The following is a 22,028-nucleotide window of genomic DNA, read 5'->3' as shown; positions in this document are numbered from 1 at the left end:
GTGCCCGACCGAACCGTGTGCCCGACCGAACCGTGTGCCCGACCGAGCCGATTGACCAGCAGGAGATGACGACGTGACGGACTCTGCAGTGATCACGATCGTCCTGGTGGTCGTGCTGGTGCTGCTGATCGCCGGCGGCTGGCTCTACGGCCGCGCCAATCGGCTCGACCGACTCAATGTGCGCGTCGACCTCGCCCGGCAATCACTCGAGTCGGCGCTCGATCGTCGCACCGTGGTGGTCCGGGCGATCGCGGCATGGATGGCGACCGTCGACGACCCGCAGACGAGGGCTGCCGCGCATGAGCTCCTGACCTGTGCGGATGCGGCCGAACATGCGTCCTGGGAGACCCGAGAGGACGCCGAGAACGCGTTGTCGGTGGCCTTGGGCCGCGTCGACGCCGACAGTCGACCTTCGGGCCTCGTCGGTGAGCTCGCCGACGCCGAGACCCGGGTGATGATGGCCCGCCGGTTCTACAACGACGCGGTCCGCGACACCCGTGCCCTCGCCGATCGATTCCTGGTGCGGGCCCTTCGACTCGGTGGCCGCTCGGCCCGCCCGCACTACTTCGAGATCGTCGAACGGATGACCCCGGGGTCGGGCGACGCACCTGAGTGACCGAGTCGGGCGGTCGGCTGCGGGTGCCGCGACCGTGACCGGTCGCCACCTGCCGGAACCCCGTCGATCTGCTCACCTATCCTGGTACCAGGACGATCCGCATCCCACGCGGATCGGGATCAATGCGAGAACCAGGAGACTTTCAGTGAGCCAATCCCAGTCAGGCAACGTTCCCGGGTCGGACACCGGTCAGGGCACAGCGCGAGTGAAGCGCGGGATGGCCGAGATGCTCAAGGGCGGCGTGATCATGGACGTGGTCACCCCCGAGCAGGCGAAGATCGCCGAGGACGCCGGTGCGGTCGCGGTGATGGCGCTCGAGCGTGTGCCGGCCGACATCCGGGCCCAGGGTGGCGTGTCGCGCATGTCGGATCCGGACATGATCGACGGCATCATCAACACCGTGTCCATCCCGGTGATGGCGAAGGCCCGGATCGGTCACTTCGTGGAGGCGCAGATCCTGCAGAGCCTCGGTGTCGACTACGTCGACGAGTCGGAGGTGCTGACCCCGGCCGACTACTCGAACCACATCGACAAGTGGGCGTTCACCGTGCCGTTCGTGTGCGGTGCCACCAACCTCGGTGAGGCCCTGCGCCGGATCACCGAGGGCGCGGCGATGATCCGGTCGAAGGGTGAGGCCGGAACGGGTGATGTGTCCAACGCGACCACCCACATGCGCAAGATCCGCGACGAGATCCGCCGGCTGACCTCGCTGCCCGAGGACGAGCTGTATGTCGCGGCCAAGGAGCTGCAGGCGCCGTACGACCTGGTGGTAGAGGTCGCCAAGGCGGGCAAGCTGCCGGTGACGCTGTTCACCGCCGGTGGGATCGCCACCCCGGCCGATGCGGCGATGATGATGCAGCTCGGCGCCGAGGGCGTGTTCGTCGGTTCGGGCATCTTCAAGTCGGGCAACCCGGCGCAGCGGGCGGCGGCGATCGTGCAGGCCACCACCTTCCACGACGATCCCGATGTGCTGGCCAAGGTGTCGCGCGGGCTGGGCGAGGCAATGGTCGGCATCAACGTCGACGACATCCCGCAGCCGCATCGTCTGGCCGAACGCGGCTGGTGACCACACCGACGGCAGACCACACGTGAACCGCTCGAATGAACCTGGGCGCACCGGTGTGGTCTGCCGTCGTCCGGCGGGTGCTCGCCGGTAGTATCTGCTGATCATGGATTCGGTGAGTATCGTCCGCGACGAATCGACCTCGGGGACGCACTTCGTCGGCGATCTGCGACTGGAGTGGGCGGTGCGCTGCAGCGTCGGCATGGTCCGGGAGACCAACGAGGACGCAGCACTGGCGCTGCCCGGCACCTATCTGCTCGCCGACGGCATGGGCGGACACGACAGCGGTGAGGTCGCCAGCGAGGCGGCACTGCTCACCCTGGCCGGGGTGGAGAGCTCCGGCGAACTGATCGAGACCCAGAAGTCGCTGATCGACCTGCTCGACCAGGCGCAGACCCGGATCTCGGAGATCGAGACCGCCTCCGAGCGGCGCGCGGGCACCACCGCGACCGGTGCGGTCCTCGTGACGGTCGACGAGGAGCCGTACTGGCTGATCCTCAACATCGGCGATTCCCGCACGTACCGCTACCAGCACGGCACGCTACAACAGCTGACCCGCGACCATTCGCAGGTCCAGGACTTCATCGACGCCGGCTTCCTCACCCCCGAGGACGCGCGCACCGACCCGCGCCGCAACGTGATCACGCGGGCCCTCGGGGCCGGGATGATCGACCCGGTCGCCGACTACTTCTCCACCGTCGCCCTGCCCGGCGACATCCTCCTGATGTGTTCGGACGGCCTCACCGGGGAACTGCCCGACGACGAGATCGCCCGGATCCTGGGCGAGGGGGAGGCCGCCGTCCAGACCGCCGACGACCTCGTCGAGGCGGCTCTCGCGCTCGGGGCACACGACAACGTGACCGTGATCGTCGTCGACGTCCACGAGTCGGTGTCGACCATCCGCATGCCCGCCGTCGACGGTGCCGACGTGGCGACCATCACCACCGACGGCGTCGAGACGACCGCGGACGCCGACGCGTCCGAAGCCGACACAGGTGCCGAGGCCCCCGCGCCGACCGGAGAGTCCGCCGAACCCGCCGAGATCGCCGAGGCGGTCGCAGCACCCGAGCTCGGCGCAGAGGAAGCGGGCGACCCGACCGGGGATCGATGATGGCCGCATCCGTACCGGCCGGGATGACCTACGTCGAGTTCTGTGGCGAGCGATTCCCGCTGAGCGGCGACCGCCGGTTCACCATCGGTCGCGAGGCGGACCTGTCGGTCGACGACAACCCCTACCTGCATCGCCAGTTCTTGGTGCTGCACAACGAGAATGGCCTGTGGTGGCTGAGCAATCTCGGTAGCCACCTGTCGGCGACGGTCTCGGCCGGTGACGTCGGGTTCTCGGCCACCCTCGGTCCCGGTGCACGGATGCCCCTGGTCTTCGGCGAGACCACCATCGTCTTCACCGCCGGACCCACCACCTACGAACTGAGTGTCTACGCGACCGCCCCGCAGGTCCGGCCGGTCACCCAGCAGTCGTTTTCCGGGGGCCGCACCACCCAGGGTGTCCCGACTCTCACCGAGAGCCAGAAGCTGCTCATCATCGTGCTCGCCGAGGAGGCACTGCGCCGCGAGGGCAGCGGATCGAGCTCCATCCCGTCGTCGGCACAGGCCGCCGCCCGCCTCGGCTGGCCGATCACCAAGTTCAACCGCAAGCTCGACAACGTCTGCGACAAGCTCGATCAGCTCGGCGTCAGCGGTATGCGGGCCGGCGGCGGGAAGCTCGCCAGCAACCGTCGGGCCAAGCTCGTCGAGTACGCCGTGGCGTCCCGGATGGTCACCCGGGCAGATCTACCCCTCATCGACGCCGAGGCTGCGCGTAACGCCGCGAGTTGACCCTTCTGACCTGCGACGATGGCATGGGTACTTCTCCCCGTGGGCAGGGGAGTTCTCCCCATCGACCGACCGTGGAATCCCTCATAACGTTGCGTGCAACACCGGAGATCGCACCGGGTCGCACCGAACGGAACACGAGGAGAACACGATGACCGCCATCGCCACCCCCATCTCGCCGAGCCGCATCGCCCACGCCCCCGGCGCCTTCACCTCCCGCGCCGCCGGCTCCCGGACCCCCGGAGCCGTCACCACCGACGCGCGCCGCCGGGCCGACGCCGACCGTCGCCGGACCGAGGCCCTCGCCCGGCTGGCCGCCCGGCGGATGCCGCTGCCCGGTCAGCAGGTCCCGGTTCCGGCGCCGGTCCGCCCAATGTGCGCGGTGCCCGCCCCCGAGCCCGAGGCCCCGGCCGTTCCCGAACTGCCGCGCCCGAGCCTCACCACCCGCGAGGTCGAGGTGCTGCGTACCTGGCTGATGGTCGATTCCAAGCCCGCTGTGGCGCAGGAACTGTTCATCTCGCTGGGCACCGTCAACACCCACCTCACCCGGATTCGCGCCAAGTACGCCGAGATCGGTCGCGCCGCCCCGACCAAGGCCGGCCTCGTCGCCCGCGCCGTGCAGGACGGGCTGGTCTCCCTCGACGAGCTCTGAGGGACGGGTGGGGGATACTGTTCCGGTGGCAGACATCGAGGACATCCTCCGCGTCGAACGGATCGAGACCGACATCTACCGTGGCGGCGCCTTCGAGAGCTATCTGCGTCGCACCTTCGGAGGGCAGGTCGCCGGTCAGGCCCTCGTGTCGGCGACCCATACCGTGGGCGACGAGTTCGCCGTCCACTCCCTGCACGGCTACTTCCTCCGGCCGGGCAACCCCGACATCCCGGCGGTCTTCCTGGTCGACCGTATCCGCGACGGCCGGTCCTTCGTCACCCGCCGCGTGACCGGCATCCAGGGCGGCGAGGCGATCTTCATGATGTCGGCGTCGTTCCACGTCACCCACGACGAGGGCATCGAGCACCAGGACCGCATGCCCCCGGCGCCGGAACCGGAATCACTGCCGGACCGGATCGACGAGTACGGCGACGACGCCAACGCCGTCCTCAAGGAATGGAACAACTTCGATCTGCGCGTGGTCCCGCGCGAACAGATGGTGACCTCCGACTACTTCGCCGCCCAGCAACGCGTGTGGTTCCGCTACCGCAAACCGCTGCCCGACGACCAGACGATGCACGTCTGCACCCTCGCCTACATGAGCGACATGACCCTGCTCGGATCGTCGAAGGTGCCGCATCCGGGCATCGAACCCCAGATCGCCTCACTCGACCACGCCATGTGGTTCATGCGCCCCTTCCGCGCCGACGACTGGCTGCTCTACGACCAGACCTCGCCGTCGGCCGGCGCCGGACGCGCACTGACCCAGGGCCGGATCTTCGACCGCAGCGGCCGGATGGTCGCCGCGGTCACCCAGGAAGGGCTGAGCCGCACGGGCCGTCTGATGCCCGCCGATCAACACGCCCGGACGGATCGGTGAACCCGCGCATGACCACCACCCCACGGATCGGTGTCCTCGCCCTGCAGGGCGACGTCCGCGAGCATCTCGCCGCCCTCGACTCCGCCGGAGCCGAGGCGATCACGGTTCGCCGCGCAGCCGAACTCGAATCGGTCGACGGCATCGTCATCCCCGGGGGCGAGTCGACCACGATGAGCCACCTGCTCGGCGTCGTCGGCCTCTACGAACCGCTGCGGGCCCGGCTCGCCGACGGACTGCCGGCCTACGGATCGTGCGCAGGCATGATCATGCTCGCGTCGAACATCCTCGACACCCGGCCCGATGCGCGTCACCTCGATGCCCTCGACATCACGGTGCGCCGCAACGCATTCGGACGTCAGGTCGAATCCTTCGAGACCGATCTGGAGATCGCCGGCATCACCGACGAGGTGCCGATGCGTGCGGTGTTCATCCGTGCACCATGGGTGGAGAAGGTCGGTGACGGGGTGGAGGTGCTGGCCAAGGTGCCCGACGGCCCGGCCGCCGGCCGCGTCGTGGCGGTCCGTCAGGGGCAGGTACTGGCCACGTCGTTCCACCCCGAGGTGACCGGTGATCGGCGGGTCCACGCATATTTCGTCGACATGGTGCGTCATCCACGCCACCCGGCGCCGTAGACTGGACTGTCGACGTCAGGAAGTTGGTTTGCCCGTGGCCGGTCGTTCGGCGGAGGTCGCGGTGCACGGGAAGGATCGGAACAGCGTATGAGCGGCCATTCCAAATGGGCCACCACCAAGCACAAGAAGGCGGTCATCGACGCCAAGCGCGGCAAGATGTTCGCGAAACTGATCAAGAACATCGAGGTGGCGGCCCGAACGGGCGGTGGTGACCCGGCCGGTAACCCGACGCTCTACGACGCGATCCAGAAGGCCAAGAAGACCTCGGTCCCCAACGACAACATCGAGCGGGCGCGCAAGCGCGGAGCCGGTGAAGAGGCCGGTGGCGCCGACTGGCAGACCATCATGTACGAGGGCTATGGCCCCAACGGTGTGGCGATCCTGATCGAGTGCCTCACCGACAACCGCAACCGCGCCGCCGGTGAGGTCCGCACCGCGATGACCCGCAACGGCGGCAACATGGCGGATCCGGGTTCGGTGGCCTACCTGTTCACCCGCAAGGGTGTGGTGACCCTCGACAAGGACGGTCAGAGCGAGGACGACGTCCTGATGGCCGTGCTCGACGCCGGTGCCGAAGAGGTCACCGACCTCGGCGAGCAGTTCGAGATCGTCAGCGAGCCCACCGACCTCGTCGCCGTGCGCACCGCGCTGCAGGACGCCGGAATCGACTACGACTCGGCCGAGGCCAGCTTCCGCGCCTCCGTGGAGGTCGCCGTCGACGCCGAGGGCGCCCGCAAGGTGTTCAAGCTGATCGACGCGCTCGAGGACTCCGACGACGTGCAGAACGTCTACAGCAACGTCGACATCAGCGATGAGGTCCTCGCCGAACTCGACGACTGACGAGTTCCCCGGCGCGCAGCAGGTCGGCGTTGGACCACCTGCTGACGCAGGCAAGCGTTGGACCACCTGCTGCCGCAGGCAAGCGTTGGACCACCTGCTGACGCAGGCAAGCGTTGGACCACCTGCTGACGCAGGCAAGCGTTCGACCGCCTGCTGACGCAGGCAAGCGTTCGACCGCCTGCTGCCGCAGGCAAGCGTTCGACCGCCTGCTGCCGCAGGCAAGCGTTGGATCACCTGCTGAAACCGCAGGTCACCGGACGGCGATCGCCGGCCGTGCCGGGTGGTCGTAGCGGACCTCGATGTCGGCGGGCCCGGCACCCGCGGCGTGCTCGAGCAGTGGATCGACCGTCCAGTGCTCGTCGCCGGGCAGGTGTCGCCGCAGCGCGGCCCCCGACATCCGCAGGGCGATCGTCACATCCGCGTCGTGACCTCGACCGAGCAGCATCGGGCCGCCGACCAGCACGATCTGGTCGGCGGTCGCCGCTTGCGTGGAGTCGCGAAACGAGCGGTCCCGCTGCGCATCCCACAGTCGGGGCAACCAGCGGCCGTGCCGGTGCAGCGCGGCGATCACCTCGCGGTCGATCGCCGCATGGTCGACGAATCCGTCCCGGAAGGTCAGCGGATCGGCGCGGCCGTACTCGAAACGCAACGACGCCGGCCGCAGGTAGTCGTCGGTGCGGACCACACCCGCCGCACGTCCCTCGGCGCGCAGCCGCCGGGCGATCGTCTCGGCGAGGTCGTCCGGACGCGCGGGGGCGGGACCGTCGACGATCACCACGCCGGCCCCGTCGATCCGTCGGATGCGTGTGATGCACTCGTCGACGAGTCCGTCCGGGGTGCTCGGATGGAAGGTGGTCATGTCGCATCCAGTCTGCCCGTCGTGCCGTGTCGGTGCGCGTGACCGTCGCACCCACTCGGTAAGATCTCGAACAACTGTTCGTTGTGAAGAGGGGTGCGGTCTTGCGGGTGATGGGTGTCGACCCCGGCCTGACCCGGTGCGGTATCGCACTGGTCGAGTCGGGGAACGGTCGGCAGGTGACGGCGCTCGACGTCGACGTGGTGCGCACGCCCACCGACATGGATCTCGCCGAACGCCTACTCGCGGTGTACACCGCGGCGTGCCACTGGCTCGACGTCCACCAGCCCGACGTGGTCGCCATCGAGCGAGTGTTCGCCCAGAACCAGGTGTCCACCGCGATGGGCACCGCCCAGGCGGGCGGTGTGATCGCCCTGGCGGCCGGGCAGCGCAACATCCCCGTGCGGTTCCACACCCCGTCGGAGGTCAAGGCTGCGGTCACCGGCAGTGGCCGGGCCGACAAGGCGCAGGTCACCACCATGGTGACCCGTATCCTCGGGATGCAGACCAAGCCGCGCCCGGCCGACGCCGCCGACGCGCTGGCACTGGCCATCTGCCATTGCTGGCGTGGGCCGATGATCGAACGGATGGCGGCCGCCCAGCGCAAGGCCGACGAGATGGCGAAGATCCACAGACAACGGGTCGCCGCGGCCCGGGCCGGGCGCACCGCCGGCGACGAGGGGAGAAGTGCATGATCGCGTCGGTACGCGGACCGGTGGTCGAGGTGGCCCTCGACCACGTCGTGATCGACTGTGCCGGTGTGGGTTACCGCGTACTGGCCACCCCCGACACCCTCTCGCGGCTGCGCCGCGGTGACGAGACCACACTGCTCACCACGATGATCGTGCGCGAGGACTCGATGACCCTCTACGGGTTCACCGAACCCGACGCCCGTGCATTGTTCGCCCTGCTGCAGACGGTGACCGGCGTCGGTCCACGCCTGGCGATGGCCACGCTCGCGGTCCTCGTCCCCGACGCCCTGCGCCGGGCCCTGGCAGACTCCGATGTCAAGGCGCTGACCACTGTGCCCGGCATCGGCAAACGAGTGGCCGAACGGCTCGTCGTGGAACTGCGCGACAAGGTCGACCGACCGGTGTCCGAGTCCGCCACAGGGGCCGGACCGGCCGGCCTCGGCGGGATCGGGCCGCAGGTCACCGAGGCTCTCATCGGACTCGGTTTCACCGCCGCCCCGGCGGAGAAGGCGGTGGCCGCGGTGCTCGCCGAGGACCCCGACGCCAACGCGTCCGAGGCACTCCGACACGCACTCAAGCGGCTGGGTAGGACCGCGTGAACGCCCCCCGGGATTTCGGCGCTGGGGATTTCAACCCTGGGGATTTCAACCCCGAGGACCTCGAACGCGAGGTCAGTGCCACCCCGGTGCGGGCCGACGCCGACTTCGACGCCGGGCTGCGGCCGCGGTCGCTGGCCGACTTCATCGGCCAGCCCCGTGTGTGCGAGCAGCTCGAACTCGTCCTCCATGGCGCCAAGAAGCGTGGCGGCACCCCCGATCACATCCTGTTGTCGGGACCGCCCGGCCTCGGCAAGACATCCCTCGCCATGATCATCGCCGCCGAGATGGGATCGGCCATCCGCGTCACCTCGGGTCCGGCACTCGAGCGGGCCGGAGACCTCGCGGCGATGCTGTCGAACCTGATCGAGGGCGACGTCCTGTTCATCGACGAGATCCACCGCATCGCGCGCCCCGCCGAGGAGATGCTCTACCTCGCGATGGAGGACTTCCGGGTGGACGTGGTGGTGGGCAAGGGCCCCGGCGCCACCTCCATCCCGCTCGACGTCGCACCGTTCACGCTGGTCGGCGCCACCACCCGGTCCGGATCGCTCACCGGACCGCTACGTGACCGGTTCGGCTTCACCGCGCACATGGAGTTCTACGACACCGACGAGCTCGTACAGGTGCTCCGACGCTCGGCAGGCATCCTCGGCATCGACCTCCGGCCCGAGGCCGCCTCCGAGGTCGCGAGCCGCTCGAGAGGGACCCCGCGTATCGCCAACCGACTGCTACGCCGGGTCCGCGACTACGCCGAGGTCCGCGGCGACGGGGTGATCACCGTCGACGTCTCCCGGGCCGCGCTCGCGGTCTACGACGTCGACGAACTCGGTTTCGACCGGCTCGACCGCGCCGTCCTCGACGCGCTGATCAGGGCATTCGGTGGGGGACCGGTCGGTGTGTCGACCCTGGCCGTGGCGGTCGGGGAGGAGCCCGCGACCGTCGAGGAGGTGTGCGAACCATTTCTGGTGCGTGCCGGGATGATCGCGCGCACCCCGCGCGGCCGGGTCGCGACCGCCGCCGCCTGGCACCATCTCGGCCTGACGCCGCCGGCGGGTGCGATGAACGCCACCTTCGGGGTCCGGCCCCGGGAGGTGGGCACACGATCGGTGTCGGACGACCTCTGATCGGACAATTCCGACGCGGGCTCGGTGGTGGGCTTGCCCCCGCATGGCACACTGGAAGAAGTGTGTGTGCGGCCCGACGTGGCCTCGCCGAAGTGATGAAGGAAGACGTCTCTCCATGGAATCCCTGTTTTTCCCCGTGCTGCTGGTCCTGCTGGTCGCATTCATGTTCTTCTCGGTGCGCAAGCAGAAGAAGCGCGCGACCGAGATGCAGGACATGCAGAACTCGGTGCAGACCGGTGCCCGGGTGCAGCTGACCTCGGGCCTGTTCGGCACCGTGATCGATTCGTCGTCGTCGGACTACGTCGACGTCGAGATCGCCACCGGTGTGGTGACCCGCTGGAACCGTCTCGCGATCATGCGTGTGGTCCTCACCGAGGATGCCGCCGCGACCTACCCGGGCCACACCCCGGTCGAGACCGACGACGACGATCTGGACACCCCGCCGCTCGACGGCCCCAACCTGAACAAGTCGGGTGGCGACAGTTCGGCCGATTCGGACAAGTGATCGGACCGTCGATCCGACAAACCGGACAGCTCGCCTGAACGGTCCCGACTCTCCGCCCCCGGCGACGCCGGGGGCGGAGGCATGTCGGTTGCCGACACGCATCTGACGGAGCAGTAGAGTGGCGGCGCCGGAGTCGACCGTCAGCACAAGAGGAGATCGAGAACACCGTGACAACCCCCCGCCGGGCCGCCCAGAAGGGTGCTGCACAGAAGCGGTCCACCTCACGCGAGGTCCCGCCGTGGCAGCCACTCACGGCGTTCATCGCACTTCTGGCCCTGGTCTATCTCCTGATCTTCTTCACCGGCGGCGGCTCCCCGGAGCCGAAACTCGGCATCGACCTGCAGGGCGGCACCCGCGTCACGCTGACCGCGCGCACCGAGAACGGGCAGCAGCCCAGCCGCGAGCAGCTCGATCAGGCCAAGCAGATCATCGAACAGCGCGTCAACGGCCTCGGTGTGAGCGGCTCGGAGGTCGTGGTCTCCGGCAGCAATCTGATCATCACGGTGCCCGGCCAGGACGGTTCACAGGCCAAGTCGCTCGGCCAGACCGCACGCCTGTACGTGCGTCCGGTGCTCACCTCGACGCCGGCCACGCCGCAGAAACAGACAGGTCAGAGCGCCGACGCGGTCGACAAGAACCTGCCCGCCGACCAGGTCGCCGCGGCCATCGCCGAGCAGAAGAAGCTGCGCCAGGCACCCGCCGGGGCCAACACCGAGGCCCTGGCGCAGTACATGGCGAAGATGAACTGCGACCCCGGGGCCAACGACCCACTGTTGGGGAACGACGACCCCAACCAGTACCTGGTGGCGTGCTCCACCGACGGCAAGACGGTCTACCTGCTCGAACCCAAGATCATTGACGGGCGCGACATCAAGTCCGCCAGTTCGGGAACCCAGCCGGACACCGGCGAGTGGGTCGTCAGTCTCGAGTACAAGGGTGACGCCGCCAAGACCTGGCCGCAGTACACCGCCGGCAACGTCGGCAAGCAGACCGCCTTCACCCTCGACACCCGCGTGGTGTCGGCTCCGGTGATCAACCAGGCGATCACCGGTGCCACCCAGATCACCGGCAATCCGTTCACCGAGACCGAGGCCACCGACCTGGCCAACGTCCTGAAGTACGGTTCACTGCCCTTGTCGTTCTCGACCTCCGACGCCGAGACCGTGTCGGCCACCCTGGGCCTGTCGTCGTTGCGTGCCGGTCTGATCGCCGGTGCGGTCGGTCTGATCGCGGTGCTGATCTACGCACTCGCGTACTACCGGATGCTCGGCTTCCTGACCGTCCTGTCGCTGTTGCTGTCGTTGGTCATGGTCTACGGCATCATCGTGCTGCTCGGACGCTGGATCGGGTTCACCCTCGACCTCGCCGGTATCGCAGGTCTGATCATCGGTATCGGCATGACCGCCGACTCCTTCGTCGTCTACTTCGAACGCATCAAGGACGAGATGCGCGAGGGACGCAGTTTCCGCTCCGCCGTTCCACGCGGTTGGGCGTCGGCCCGCCGCACCATCTGGTCGGGTAACGCGGTCAGCTTCATCGCGGCCGCGGTGATCTACATCCTCGCGGTCGGAGAGGTGCGCGGCTTCGCGTTCACCCTGGGCCTGACCACCATCCTCGACATCGTGGTGGTGTTCCTGGTCACTCATCCGCTGGTCGTCCTGGCCAGCCGCTCGGACTTCCTGTCCCGCCCGAAGATCAACGGTCTCGGTGCGGTCAGCGAGGTCGCCCGGCAGCGTCGCATCGAACGCGCCGATCGCGTCGCGAAACTGCACAAGACCACCGAGGCCACCACCGAGCCCGCGCCCGCGGAAGGATCAGCGAAATGACCAGCGGTAACGGCGCGAACACGCGTACCCCGGCCGGCCCGACAGGCGCCGTGACCGACCCCGCAGCCGATCCGACCACCGGATCCGACGCGGACTTCCGCGCCGACACCTCGCGGTCGTTCCTGTCCCGGCTCTACACCGGCACCGGTGCCTTCGAGATCGTCGGCAAGCGACGCATGTGGTACCTCGTCACCGGTGTGATCCTGGCGATCTGCATCCTGTCGATGGCGATCCGCGGCTTCACCTTCGGTATCGACTTCGAGGGCGGCACCCAGATCTCCATCCCGGTGTCGCAGGGCATCACCAGCCAGTCGGTCGAGGACGTCGTCGGCAAGGCGATCGGCAAGGCGCCCGACTCGGTGCAGACGGCAGGCACCGGCTCCAGCCAGACCGTCCAGGTGCGGACCGACGCGCTGAGCCTCGAGCAGGCCCGTGCGGTCACGGTCGCGCTGACCGACGCCCACCCGCAGTTACAGGCGTCCGATGTGAGTATCTCCGAGGTCAGCTCCACCTGGGGCAAGGAGATCACCCAGAAGATGCTGATCGCCCTCGTGGTGTTCCTGGTGATCGTCTTCGTCTACATCGCGGTGCGCTTCGACCGGGAGATGTCCCTGGCTGCGCTCGCGTCACTGTTCTTCGACATCATCTGCACCGCCGGTGTGTACTCCCTGGTCGGCTTCGAGGTGACCCCGGCGACCGTCATCGGTCTGCTCACCATCCTCGGCTTCTCCCTCTACGACACCGTCGTCGTGTTCGACAAGGTCTCGGAGAACACCCGATCGGTGCTACAGACCACCCGCCGCACCTACGGTGAGCAGGCCAACCTGGCGATCAACCAGACCCTCATGCGGTCGATCAACACCACCGTCATCTCGGTGCTGCCGATCATCGCGCTGATGGTGATCGCGGTATGGCTGCTCGGCGTCGGCACACTCAAGGACCTCGCGCTGATCCAGCTCGTGGGCGTCGTGGTGGGCACCTACTCGTCGATCTTCCTGGCGGCACCGCTGCTGGTGACCCTCAAGGAACGGCGCGCCGACATCTCCAAGCACACCGCACGGGTGCTGGCGCGGCGTGCCGCTATCGACGCCGGCGAGAACCCGGACGACGTCCGGGCGGCCACCCGACCGACCCGGTCACGTCGCGCACGCGCAGCCGACGACGACACGACCGCCGTGCCCACCGGGAAACGGCGCCGCAAGCACTAGGGTCGGCAGACGTGACTTGGTTCGATCGGCGGCACACCCGCATCGCCGCCGCGGTGATGGCGTGCGCCGTCGTCACCGGGCTGGCCTCGGCGTGTGGTGAGGACACGCCGCCGACCGTCAACTATGTGGTCGACGCCGACATCAGCAGTTACAACGCGAACACCGTCGACGGCAACGCCGACGGTGTGCTGATGGCCACCACACGGGTGCTACCCGGTTTCAGCCTGCTCGGCAACGCCGGGCAGGTCACCCCCGACCGCGACATCGGCACCGTCACCCGCCAACCCGGTGCGCGGCTGACGCTGCGATACGAGTTCACGCCGCAGGCCGCGTTCTCCGACGGGCAGCCACTCGACTGCGACGACCTCGTCCTGGCGTGGGCGGCGATGAGCGGCAGGTTCGCCGGTTTCACCCCGGCCACCACCGCGGGATACCGCGACATCGACGACGTCGCGTGCAATCCCGGGGACAAGACCGCGACGGTCAGGTTCGCGGCCGGCCGCGATTACCGCGACTGGCTGTCGCTGTTCGGGGCGGGCACCCTGCTGCCGGCGCATGTCGTGGCCCGGGCCGCCGGGACCGGGGACGTCCTGGCGGCGATCCGCACGCGCAACGCGTCGGTGCTCGCACGGATCGCCACCGCCTGGAACACCGGATTCGATCTGAAACCGGGACCGATCGACGCGGCCACGTTCCCGGCGGCGGGCCCGTACAGGATCGACAGGTACTCCATGTCCGAGGGACTCGTGCTGGTCCGCAACGACACGTGGTGGGGGGACCAGGCCGCCACCGATCGGGTTGTCGTGTGGGGACGCGGATCGGATCCGGCACGCCGCCTGTCCGAGGGTGGACACGATGTGGTCGACGTGACCGCGGGCATGGTCGCAGGGAACGATCGCACCGATACCTCGGCGGTCGACACCTCGGTCACCGGCAGCCCCGGCGATGCGCTCGGCGTGGAGGGCCTGGTGCTGTCGGGCAAGGGGGTCTTCGGCGACGTCCGCGTCCGCCGCGCCTTCGCCTCCTGCGTGCCCCGAGACGCGCTGGCCAGGCAGTTCGGTCAGGGCGCCCAGATGTGGAACCTGCGTACCCTCGCTCCTGCCGACGATCTCGCCGGCAGCCTGAACGGCGAGTTCGGACGGCAGTATCTGCGGCCCGATCTCGACCGCGCGCGCACCCTGCTCGCCGATGCGGCCGGCACCGCCGACGACGGCACCGCCCGTCCGGCGGCACGGACCGTGCGGATCGGATATCTGGCACCGACCCCGCGGTGGCAGCAGATGGTCACCGCGATCGCCGATTCGTGCACACGGGCCGGGATCACCGTGACCGACGTGTCCTCCGACACCATGGGGCCGAAGGCCCTGGGAGGCACCGCCGATGTCCTGCTGGTCGCCAACGGGGCGTCCTTCGCCGCCGCCGGAGCCGCCGACCCCATCCGCGACGCCTACCAGCTGCGTGGTGGAGACCCTCTGGACCTGGGCGATTTCCGCAACGCCGACGCCACCCGCGCGATCGACGAACTCGCGGTCGCCAGCCTGGAATCCGAGCGGCTCGGCCTGGTGCGCACGATCGAACGTGCGGCGTGGGATCAGGTCCCGTCCATCCCTCTGTTCGCATCCCCTCGGGTGCACCGGTGGAATGATCGGGTCGGCAATGTCGTCGCCGGCCTCGGACGGAACGGCACAGGATGGAACATGGATCGGTGGGTACTCAAGTGACGCGTGAACCGCGGACATCGGAATCGTCGGACCCGGGCTCGATGGTGGCACACGACGTCACCACCGATGCGCTTGCGCGGGCGCGGGCGGCCATCTCCGATCGGGCCCGACGGGTCGCCGACTTCCCGAAGCCCGGTATCGCCTTCAAGGACCTCACACCGGTGCTGGCCGATCCGGAAGGGCTGTCGGCGATCGTCACCGCGCTGACCCACGGCTGCAGCCGGGTCGACCTGGTCGCCGGTATCGACGCGCGGGGCTTCCTGCTGGGCGGCGCCGTCGCCCGCGAACTGCAGGTCGGTGTCCTCGCGGTCCGCAAGGGCGGCAAATTGCCCCCGCCGGTGCTCGCGATCGACTACGAACTCGAGTACGGCACCGCCCGCCTGGAGATCCCTGCCGACGGCATCGACGTCGCCGGGCAGCGAGTGCTCGTGGTCGACGACGTGCTGGCCACCGGTGGCACGTCGGTGGCCGCCGCCCGGCTGTTGGAGCAGGCCGGTGCCGAGGTGATCGGTTTCGCGGTGATCATGGAGCTCGCCGGCCTGGGCGGCCGCGAGACCATCGCCGCCGGACTCGGTGACATCCCGGTGCACAGCGTCACCCTGGACTGATCCTCTCACCCGGATCGACCCTGACCCGGATCGACCCTGATCCGGATCGACCCTGACCCGGATCGACCCTGACCCGGATCGACCCTGACCCGGATCGACCCTGACCCGGATCGACCCTGACCCGGATCGATACCGCCGCATGACGGGCCGTCGGGCACATGGCCCATCCGACCGGGGGCCGATGAGACCGCGGACTAGAATCAGACGGGTCCGGTGTCATGCAGAGGACTGCATCCGTGACCGACGTTGGGAGGTCCCATGGCCGACGAGCCGAACTCCGCAGGCCGTCTCGCCGCGCCCGGCGCGCCCGAGGACGAGATCTCACCGGCAGCTGCCGGGACGCCCCCCACAACCAACGGCACCGACACCCCCGGCGTGGGTACGCCGGGCACGGTCCCGCAGCATTCGTCGGCATCACGCCGGGTACGGGCGCGTCTGGCCCGTCGGATGACCGCCACCCGTGGACCGGTCCGTCCGGTGCTCGAACCGCTGGTGGCCCTGCACCGCGAGATCTATCCGAAGGCCGACGTCGCCACCCTGCAGCGCGCCTACGACGTCGCCGAGGAACGCCACCGCGGGCAGAACCGCAAGTCCGGTGATCCGTACATCACCCATCCGCTCGCCGTGGCCACGATCCTCGCCGACCTCGGAATGGACACCACCACGCTGGTCGCGGCCCTGCTCCACGACACCGTCGAGGACACCGGCTACGGGCTCGACGAGCTCGAGAAGGACTTCGGCGCCGAGGTGGCGCACCTGGTCGACGGTGTCACCAAACTCGACAAGGTGGCGCTCGGCAGCGCCGCCGAGGCCGAGACCATCCGCAAGATGATCATCGCGATGGCGCGTGATCCGCGGGTGCTGGTGATCAAGGTGGCCGACCGGTTGCACAACATGCGCACCATGCGGTTCCTGCCGCCGGAGAAGCAGGCCCGCAAGGCCCGCGAGACCCTCGAGGTGATCGCACCGCTGGCGCACCGCCTGGGGATGGCGACCGTCAAGTGGGAGCTCGAGGACCTGTCGTTCGCGATTCTGCACCCCAAGCGGTACGAGGAGATCGTGCGGCTGGTCGCCGACCGTGCACCGTCGCGCGACACCTATCTGGCGCGGGTGCGTGCCGACATCAACAACGCGTTGAGTGCGGCGAAGATCTCGGCCACCGTCGAGGGCCGGCCCAAGCACTACTGGTCGATCTATCAGAAGATGATCGTCAAGGGTCGCGACTTCGACGACATCCACGACCTGGTCGGCATGCGCATCCTGTGCGACGAGGTGCGCGACTGTTACGCGGCGGTGGGCGTGGTGCATTCGCTGTGGCAGCCGATGGCCGGCCGGTTCAAGGACTACATCGCCCAGCCGCGATTCGGTGTGTACCAGTCGTTGCACACCACCGTGATCGGACCGGAGGGCAAACCCCTCGAGGTGCAGATCCGCACCCACGACATGCACCGCACCGCCGAGTTCGGCATCGCGGCGCACTGGCGGTACAAGGAGGGCGGCTACCGCAAGGGCCGTCGCTCGGACTCCGCCGAGATCGACGACATGGCGTGGATGCGGCAGCTGCTCGACTGGCAGCGTGAGGCCGCCGACCCGGGGGAGTTCCTCGAGTCGTTGCGGTTCGACCTCGCGGTCAAGGAGATCTTCGTGTTCACCCCCAAGGGGGACGTGATCACGCTGCCCGCCGGATCCACCCCGGTCGACTTCGCCTATGCGGTGCACACCGAGGTGGGACATCGATGTATCGGTGCCCGCGTCAACGGTCGGCTGGTCGCCCTCGAACGTCAGCTCGAGAACGGTGAGGTGGTCGAGGTGTTCACCTCCAAGGCCGCCAACGCCGGACCGAGCAAGGACTGGCAGAACTTCGTCGTCTCACCGCGCGCCAAGGCCAAGATCCGGCAGTGGTTCGCCAAGGAACGTCGCGAGGAGGCCCTCGAGGCCGGCAAGGACGCCATCGTCAAGGAAGTACGCCGCGGCGGACTGGCGTTGCAGCGCTTGATGAGTGCCGATTCGATGGCGGCGGTCGCCAAGGAACTGCGCTACGCCGACGTCACCGCGCTCTACACCGCTGTCGGTGAGAACCACGTGTCGGCACGGCACGTGGTCAATCGCCTCGTCGCCGCGCTCGGCGGGATCGAGGAGGCCACCGAGGCCCTCGCCGAACGGTCCACGCTGTCGACGATGACCGCACGGCCGCGGCAGGGCGGTGACGCCGGTGTCGTGGTCGAGGGTGTCGACAACGTGATGATCAAACTCGCCAAGTGCTGCACGCCGGTACCCGGCGACGAGATCCTCGGTTTCGTGACCCGCGGCGGTGGGATCAGCGTCCACCGCACCGACTGCACCAATGCGTCGTCATTGCAGGACCAGTCGGAACGGATCATCCCGGTGTCGTGGGCGCCGTCGCCGGAGTCGGTGTTCCTCGTCGCCATCCAGGTGGAGGCACTCGACCGGCATCGCCTGCTGTCGGATGTGACCAAGGTGCTCGCCGACGAGCGTGTCAACATCCTGTCGGCATCGGTGACCACCAGCCGTGACCGGGTGGCCGTCTCCAAGTTCACCTTCGAGATGGGTGACCCCAAGCACCTCGGGCATGTCCTCAACGTGGTGCGCAACGTGGAGGGTGTCTACGACGTGTACCGGGTGACTTCGGCAGCCTGACGTCGCGCAGGTGTCCGGGGTCGCGGCGGACTCACGTCACGGCTGGTTTCGGCCGTCACGGGAGTTCGACCGTCACGGGGCCTGGCACCGCGACGTGACGAGACCAGCACCGACGAGAGCGCCGGTGACCTCCACGGTCACCGGCGCTCTCCTGTGTTCGAGGGTGAGCGCGATCAGGACACGGTCGCGGTGGTGATCGTCACCGGCAGCTTGGGGGTGCCGTCGGTGGTGGCGGGCTCGATCGCACCGGTGGTCTGGTTGGTGGTCAGACCCGGATCGATGCCGCCCGCGAACACCTTGTCGACGACCTCCATGCCGGCCGGCTCCACATGACCGACCACCGCATAACTCGCGGGGAGCGTGGAGTCCTGGATCATGATGAAGAACTGGGCCGCGCCGCCGGAGTTGCTCTCACCCTGCTGGGCCTGGCCGCTGTTGGCGATCGCGACGGTGCCGCGCGGGTAGGTGACCGGCTGCTGTCCGGTCATCGGGTTGGCGTCACCGGCCGACTTCAGGTTGGTCGGCGGCTCGTCGGGGCTGGTCCAGCCCGGGCCGCCCGCACCGGTGCCGGTGGGATCACCGCACTGCAGCACCTTGAGGTCGGCGGTCGTCATCCGGTGGCAGGTGGTGCCGTCGTAGTACTTGTTGTCGGCGAGGGAGATCACCGCGCCCGTGTTGCAGGGTGCGCCACTGCGATTGAGCTCGATCGGGACGGCGCCCTGGGTGGTGTCCAGGGTCAGCGTCGACGTGCCGTCCTTGGCCTGGGTGGCGTCGGGCTTGGGCGATTGCTTCTGCTTGCCCTTGCCGGCGAGCAGCTTGTCGATCTGCTCCTGGTAGAGCTTGCGTTGCGCCGGGTCGGTGATCTGCTCGGGGACCTGGGTGTTGATCTGGTCGAACCGGCTGGGCACCGTGGTGTACTCACAGGTCAGGTGCGCCGCATCGAACCGGTCGGTCTGGATCTTGTCGACGATGAAATAGGTCGCCACCGCGACGATCGCGACGACGACAACACCCGACACCGATCCGATGATGATCTTGCGCTTGCGTGCCGCCTGGTGCTCCCGTTCGAGACGCTCCTCCAGCTTTCGCTTGGCCGCCTCGCGGCGTTCCTCGTTGGTGGACACGCTGGTGGATCCCTCCTGAACCTCGACGGTATCGACTCGCAAGTGTGCCAGTTCTTTCTGAGAGTTCGCTCACCAGGGTGCTCGGCGCGTCGGCTGTTCGGATGCCGACGGGCGGTGCCCAACGCCGACCACCACGCAAGCCGAACCGGACGTTGCGCCACAATGGAGGGCATGGTGATCACGGGGTTCCCGGCAGGAATGTTCCAGACGAACTGCTACATCGTGGCTGCCGACCGGGGCAGCGAGGCCCTGATCATCGATCCCGGTCAGGACGCTGCCCCCACCGCGCGTGAACTGCTGGCCGAGCACGAGCTGACGCCGGTCGCCGTCCTGCTGACCCACGGACATCTCGATCACACCTGGAATGCCACCGAACTGTGTGACGAATACTCCATCCCCGCCTACATCCACCCCGACGACCGGCCGATGCTCGCCGACCCCGGGATCGGCCTCGGGCACGCGCTGGGCGATCTGATCGGATCGATGGTGTTCCGGGAACCGGAGAAGGTCATCGACTTCGTCGACGGTGAGGACGTGGAGATCGCCGGCCTGCGGTTCGCCGTCGACCACGCTCCAGGCCACACCCAGGGGTCGGTCCTGCTGACCCTCGACGTGGAGGTGCCGGCCGATGCATCCGACGCCGACATTGCAGGGGAGACCACCACGGTCCCGGTGTGTTTCAGCGGTGACGTACTGTTCTCCGGGTCGATCGGACGGACCGACCTGCCCGGCGGTGACCATCAGCAGCTGCTCGACTCGATCGCGCAGCGCCTGCTTCCCCGCGCCGACCACACCCAGGTGTTGCCCGGCCACGGCCCGCAGACCTCGATCGGGCAGGAGCGCGCGACCAACCCGTTCCTGGCCGGCCTGACCCCGGGCCGAGGTCCCCGGACAGACACAGACCAGACCACAGACACGTCGAAGAAGGGACGATTCGGACTGTGAGCGCAGAATTCGCGGCCCCCCGCGGTATCCCGGACTACTACCCGCCGAACTCCGCGGACTTCCGCAAGGTGCGCGACACACTGACCGACGCCGCCCGCCGCGCCGGCTACGGGCACATCGAACTGCCGGTGTTCGAGGACACCGCCCTGTTCGCGCGGGGTGTCGGCGAATCCACCGACGTCGTCAGCAAGGAGATGTACACCTTCGCCGACCGTGGCGACCGCTCGGTCACGCTGCGTCCGGAGGGCACCGCCGGTGTGATGCGCGCGGTCATCCAGCACGGCCTCGACCGCGGCCAGTTGCCGGTGAAGCTGTGCTACGCGGGACCGTTCTTCCGCTACGAGAAGCCGCAGACCGGCCGCTACAGGCAGCTACAGCAGGTCGGTGTCGAGGCGATCGGCGTCGACGACCCGGCCCTCGACGCCGAGGTCATCGCTGTCGCCGACGAGGGTTACCGTCGGCTCGGGTTGTCGGGGTTCCGGCTGGAGATCACCTCGCTGGGTGACGACGAGAGTCGTCCGCGGTACCGGGAGGCGTTGCAGCAGTTCCTGTTCGGGCTCGACCTCGACGAGCAGACCCGCAAGCGCGCCGCGATCAACCCCCTGCGTGTGCTCGACGACAAACGCCCGGAGATCAAGGAGGCGACCGCCGACGCCCCGCTGCTGCTGGACTACCTCGGCGACGACGCTCGCGCACACTTCGACACCGTGCTGACCCATCTCAAGCGTCTCGGTGTGCCCTACGAGATCAACCCGCGCCTGGTGCGGGGACTGGACTACTACACCAAGACCACCTTCGAGTTCGTCCACGACGGTCTCGGCGCGCAGTCGGGGATCGGTGGCGGCGGCCGCTACGACGGCCTGATGCAGCAGATCGGCGGTAAGCAGGATCTGTCGGGCATCGGATTCGGCATCGGCGTCGACCGCACCATGCTGGCGATGGAGGCGGAGGGTGTGGCCGGCGCGGACGCGGCGCGGTGCCAGGTGTTCGGCGTCCCCCTCGGGTCCGACGCGAAGGCCGAGTTGGTGGGTGTGGCAGGCCAGTTGCGCAGCGCCGGGATCAGTGTCGACCTCGCCTACGGCGGCCGCGGACTCAAGGGCGCGATGAAGGCGGCCGACCGCTCCGGGGCCCGCATCGCGTTGGTCCTCGGTGACCGCGAGCTCGAGGAGCGCACCGTCGAGGTGAAGAACCTCACCAACGGTGAGCAGCACAAGGCATCGCTGGACGGCATCGTCGACGAGGTACGCCGCCTGCTCGGGTGAACCGATACTCCGCCGAATAGGCAAGTGGGAAATGGTGGTTGAGCGTCTCCCCGGGTATCGACACGGGTCCTGGCCCAATCACCAACGGCTGGTTGGTGGTTGAGCCGCTGAGGAGCGCAGGGCGGCGAGGGGTGTCGAAGCCTCGGTCGGCCGGGCTCGGAACGTTACCATCTCGGGGGTGGTCACTGCCGGGCGTGGCTGCGGGGATTTCGACTCGGGTCCTCGCGATGCTCGGTCCCGGCTCAATCATCAACCGGGCGTTGGTGGTTGAGCCGATGAGGAGCGCAGCGGCGAGGGGTGTCGAAGCCTCGGTCGGCCGGGCTCGGAACGTTACCATCTCGGGGGTGGTCACTGCCGGGCGTGGCTGCGGGGATTTCGACTCGG

General features: G+C 68.5%; 21 protein-coding genes. 19 read left to right on the top strand and 2 right to left on the bottom strand.

The window, feature by feature from the left end; translation table 11 throughout:
• The first annotated feature begins 73 nt into the window (after positions 1 to 73).
• The 8 genes from ACWDUA_RS03015 (at position 74) to ACWDUA_RS02980 (ending at position 6,516) form a co-directional block, all read left to right on the top strand.
• Entirely contained in the window at positions 74 to 616 is a 543-nt protein-coding gene (locus tag ACWDUA_RS03015; protein ID WP_449749515.1) for an NUDIX hydrolase, read from the top strand.
• A 145-nt stretch (positions 617 to 761) separates the two neighbouring features.
• Positions 762 to 1,682, top strand: a complete 921-nt coding sequence (gene pdxS / locus ACWDUA_RS03010; RefSeq protein ID WP_449749514.1) for a pyridoxal 5'-phosphate synthase lyase subunit PdxS — start codon at positions 762 to 764, stop codon at positions 1,680 to 1,682.
• 103 nt (positions 1,683 to 1,785) lie between these two features.
• Entirely contained in the window at positions 1,786 to 2,790 is a 1,005-nt protein-coding gene (locus ACWDUA_RS03005; protein ID WP_449749513.1) for a PP2C family protein-serine/threonine phosphatase, read from the top strand.
• On the top strand, positions 2,787 to 3,515 hold the full coding sequence (locus ACWDUA_RS03000; RefSeq protein WP_449749512.1) for a hypothetical protein: 729 nt from the start codon (positions 2,787 to 2,789) through the stop codon (positions 3,513 to 3,515). The genes ACWDUA_RS03005 and ACWDUA_RS03000 overlap by 4 nt, the downstream gene beginning before the upstream one ends.
• Positions 3,516 to 3,663: 148 nt before the next feature.
• Entirely contained in the window at positions 3,664 to 4,164 is a 501-nt protein-coding gene (locus ACWDUA_RS02995; RefSeq protein ID WP_449749511.1) for a response regulator transcription factor, read from the top strand.
• Positions 4,165 to 4,189: 25 nt separating this feature from the next.
• Positions 4,190 to 5,044 carry an acyl-CoA thioesterase gene (locus ACWDUA_RS02990; RefSeq protein ID WP_449749510.1) on the top strand — a complete coding sequence of 285 codons (855 nt, stop codon included), beginning with the start codon at positions 4,190 to 4,192 and terminating at the stop codon, positions 5,042 to 5,044.
• Positions 5,045 to 5,052: 8 nt separating this feature from the next.
• Positions 5,053 to 5,676: a pyridoxal 5'-phosphate synthase glutaminase subunit PdxT gene (pdxT, locus tag ACWDUA_RS02985; RefSeq protein WP_449749509.1), complete on the top strand. Its 624-nt coding sequence runs from the start codon at positions 5,053 to 5,055 to the stop codon at positions 5,674 to 5,676.
• An 87-nt stretch (positions 5,677 to 5,763) separates the two neighbouring features.
• Positions 5,764 to 6,516, top strand: coding sequence for a YebC/PmpR family DNA-binding transcriptional regulator (locus ACWDUA_RS02980; protein WP_449749508.1), 753 nt, complete (start codon positions 5,764 to 5,766; stop codon positions 6,514 to 6,516).
• 250 nt (positions 6,517 to 6,766) lie between these two features.
• Here ACWDUA_RS02980 and ACWDUA_RS02975 read toward each other — a convergent pair whose 3' ends face one another.
• On the bottom strand, positions 6,767 to 7,375 hold the full coding sequence (locus tag ACWDUA_RS02975; RefSeq protein WP_449749507.1) for a hypothetical protein: 609 nt from the start codon (positions 7,373 to 7,375) through the stop codon (positions 6,767 to 6,769).
• A 101-nt stretch (positions 7,376 to 7,476) separates the two neighbouring features.
• Between ACWDUA_RS02975 and ruvC the strand changes: the two genes are divergently transcribed.
• The 9 genes from ruvC (at position 7,477) to ACWDUA_RS02930 (ending at position 18,313) form a co-directional block, all read left to right on the top strand.
• A complete protein-coding gene (gene ruvC, locus ACWDUA_RS02970; RefSeq protein WP_449749707.1) occupies positions 7,477 to 8,067 on the top strand; it encodes a crossover junction endodeoxyribonuclease RuvC in 591 nt (196 codons plus the stop codon).
• Positions 8,064 to 8,663: a Holliday junction branch migration protein RuvA gene (gene ruvA, locus ACWDUA_RS02965; protein WP_449749506.1), complete on the top strand. Its 600-nt coding sequence runs from the start codon at positions 8,064 to 8,066 to the stop codon at positions 8,661 to 8,663. The genes ruvC and ruvA overlap by 4 nt, the downstream gene beginning before the upstream one ends.
• An 86-nt stretch (positions 8,664 to 8,749) precedes the next feature.
• Positions 8,750 to 9,787, top strand: coding sequence for a Holliday junction branch migration DNA helicase RuvB (gene ruvB / locus ACWDUA_RS02960; protein ID WP_449749706.1), 1,038 nt, complete (start codon positions 8,750 to 8,752; stop codon positions 9,785 to 9,787).
• A gap of 115 nt (positions 9,788 to 9,902) precedes the next feature.
• Positions 9,903 to 10,292 (top strand): preprotein translocase subunit YajC, encoded by a 390-nt coding sequence (yajC, locus tag ACWDUA_RS02955; protein WP_449749505.1) that lies wholly within the window; start codon positions 9,903 to 9,905, stop codon positions 10,290 to 10,292.
• 167 nt (positions 10,293 to 10,459) lie between these two features.
• The gene (gene secD / locus ACWDUA_RS02950) at positions 10,460 to 12,118 is read left to right on the top strand and encodes a protein translocase subunit SecD (protein ID WP_449749504.1); all 1,659 of its coding nucleotides are present in this window, start codon (positions 10,460 to 10,462) and stop codon (positions 12,116 to 12,118) included.
• Positions 12,115 to 13,326 carry a protein translocase subunit SecF gene (secF, locus tag ACWDUA_RS02945; protein WP_449749503.1) on the top strand — a complete coding sequence of 404 codons (1,212 nt, stop codon included), beginning with the start codon at positions 12,115 to 12,117 and terminating at the stop codon, positions 13,324 to 13,326. The genes secD and secF overlap by 4 nt, the downstream gene beginning before the upstream one ends.
• Before the next feature lie 56 nt (positions 13,327 to 13,382).
• Positions 13,383 to 15,047 carry an ABC transporter substrate-binding protein gene (locus ACWDUA_RS02940; protein WP_449749705.1) on the top strand — a complete coding sequence of 555 codons (1,665 nt, stop codon included), beginning with the start codon at positions 13,383 to 13,385 and terminating at the stop codon, positions 15,045 to 15,047.
• A 41-nt stretch (positions 15,048 to 15,088) separates the two neighbouring features.
• Positions 15,089 to 15,655, top strand: coding sequence for an adenine phosphoribosyltransferase (locus tag ACWDUA_RS02935; RefSeq protein ID WP_449749502.1), 567 nt, complete (start codon positions 15,089 to 15,091; stop codon positions 15,653 to 15,655).
• Between the two features lie 258 nt (positions 15,656 to 15,913).
• Positions 15,914 to 18,313 carry a RelA/SpoT family protein gene (locus tag ACWDUA_RS02930; protein WP_449749501.1) on the top strand — a complete coding sequence of 800 codons (2,400 nt, stop codon included), beginning with the start codon at positions 15,914 to 15,916 and terminating at the stop codon, positions 18,311 to 18,313.
• A 173-nt stretch (positions 18,314 to 18,486) separates the two neighbouring features.
• Here ACWDUA_RS02930 and ACWDUA_RS02925 read toward each other — a convergent pair whose 3' ends face one another.
• The gene (locus ACWDUA_RS02925) at positions 18,487 to 19,437 is read right to left on the bottom strand and encodes a peptidylprolyl isomerase (RefSeq protein WP_449749500.1); all 951 of its coding nucleotides are present in this window, start codon (positions 19,435 to 19,437) and stop codon (positions 18,487 to 18,489) included.
• Positions 19,438 to 19,608: 171 nt separating this feature from the next.
• On the opposite strand from ACWDUA_RS02925, the gene ACWDUA_RS02920 reads away from it, so the two are divergent.
• Together ACWDUA_RS02920 and hisS are read left to right on the top strand one after the other, a co-directional pair.
• Complete coding sequence (locus tag ACWDUA_RS02920; RefSeq protein ID WP_449749499.1) at positions 19,609 to 20,382, top strand: MBL fold metallo-hydrolase; 774 nt, start codon at positions 19,609 to 19,611, stop codon at positions 20,380 to 20,382.
• Positions 20,379 to 21,644, top strand: a complete 1,266-nt coding sequence (gene hisS, locus ACWDUA_RS02915) for a histidine--tRNA ligase (RefSeq protein WP_449749498.1) — start codon at positions 20,379 to 20,381, stop codon at positions 21,642 to 21,644. The genes ACWDUA_RS02920 and hisS overlap by 4 nt, the downstream gene beginning before the upstream one ends.
• Positions 21,645 to 22,028: the final 384 nt, after the last annotated feature.

Source organism: Gordonia sp. NPDC003376, assembly GCF_053589235.1.
The sequence above is the reverse complement of the archived record's forward strand: the minus strand, read 5'-3'. Positions and strand labels throughout refer to the sequence as shown.

Excerpts from the sequence above, each read along its gene's own strand:
- secF (WP_449749503.1), top strand. The coding sequence starts at position 12,115 with ATGACCAGCGGTAACGGCGCGAACACGCGTACCCCGGCCGGCCCGACA.
- ruvA (WP_449749506.1), top strand. The coding sequence starts at position 8,064 with ATGATCGCGTCGGTACGCGGACCGGTGGTCGAGGTGGCCCTCGACCAC.
- ACWDUA_RS02995 (WP_449749511.1), top strand. The coding sequence starts at position 3,664 with ATGACCGCCATCGCCACCCCCATCTCGCCGAGCCGCATCGCCCACGCC.
- ACWDUA_RS02930 (WP_449749501.1), top strand. The coding sequence starts at position 15,914 with ATGGCCGACGAGCCGAACTCCGCAGGCCGTCTCGCCGCGCCCGGCGCG.
- ACWDUA_RS02980 (WP_449749508.1), top strand. The coding sequence starts at position 5,764 with ATGAGCGGCCATTCCAAATGGGCCACCACCAAGCACAAGAAGGCGGTC.
- ACWDUA_RS02975 (WP_449749507.1), bottom strand. The coding sequence starts at position 7,375 with ATGACCACCTTCCATCCGAGCACCCCGGACGGACTCGTCGACGAGTGC.
- ACWDUA_RS02935 (WP_449749502.1), top strand. The coding sequence starts at position 15,089 with ATGGTGGCACACGACGTCACCACCGATGCGCTTGCGCGGGCGCGGGCG.
- ACWDUA_RS02920 (WP_449749499.1), top strand. The coding sequence starts at position 19,609 with ATGGTGATCACGGGGTTCCCGGCAGGAATGTTCCAGACGAACTGCTAC.
- ACWDUA_RS02940 (WP_449749705.1), top strand. The coding sequence starts at position 13,383 with ATGGCGTGCGCCGTCGTCACCGGGCTGGCCTCGGCGTGTGGTGAGGAC.
- ACWDUA_RS03000 (WP_449749512.1), top strand. The coding sequence starts at position 2,787 with ATGATGGCCGCATCCGTACCGGCCGGGATGACCTACGTCGAGTTCTGT.
- pdxT (WP_449749509.1), top strand. The coding sequence starts at position 5,053 with ATGACCACCACCCCACGGATCGGTGTCCTCGCCCTGCAGGGCGACGTC.
- ACWDUA_RS03005 (WP_449749513.1), top strand. The coding sequence starts at position 1,786 with ATGGATTCGGTGAGTATCGTCCGCGACGAATCGACCTCGGGGACGCAC.
- yajC (WP_449749505.1), top strand. The coding sequence starts at position 9,903 with ATGGAATCCCTGTTTTTCCCCGTGCTGCTGGTCCTGCTGGTCGCATTC.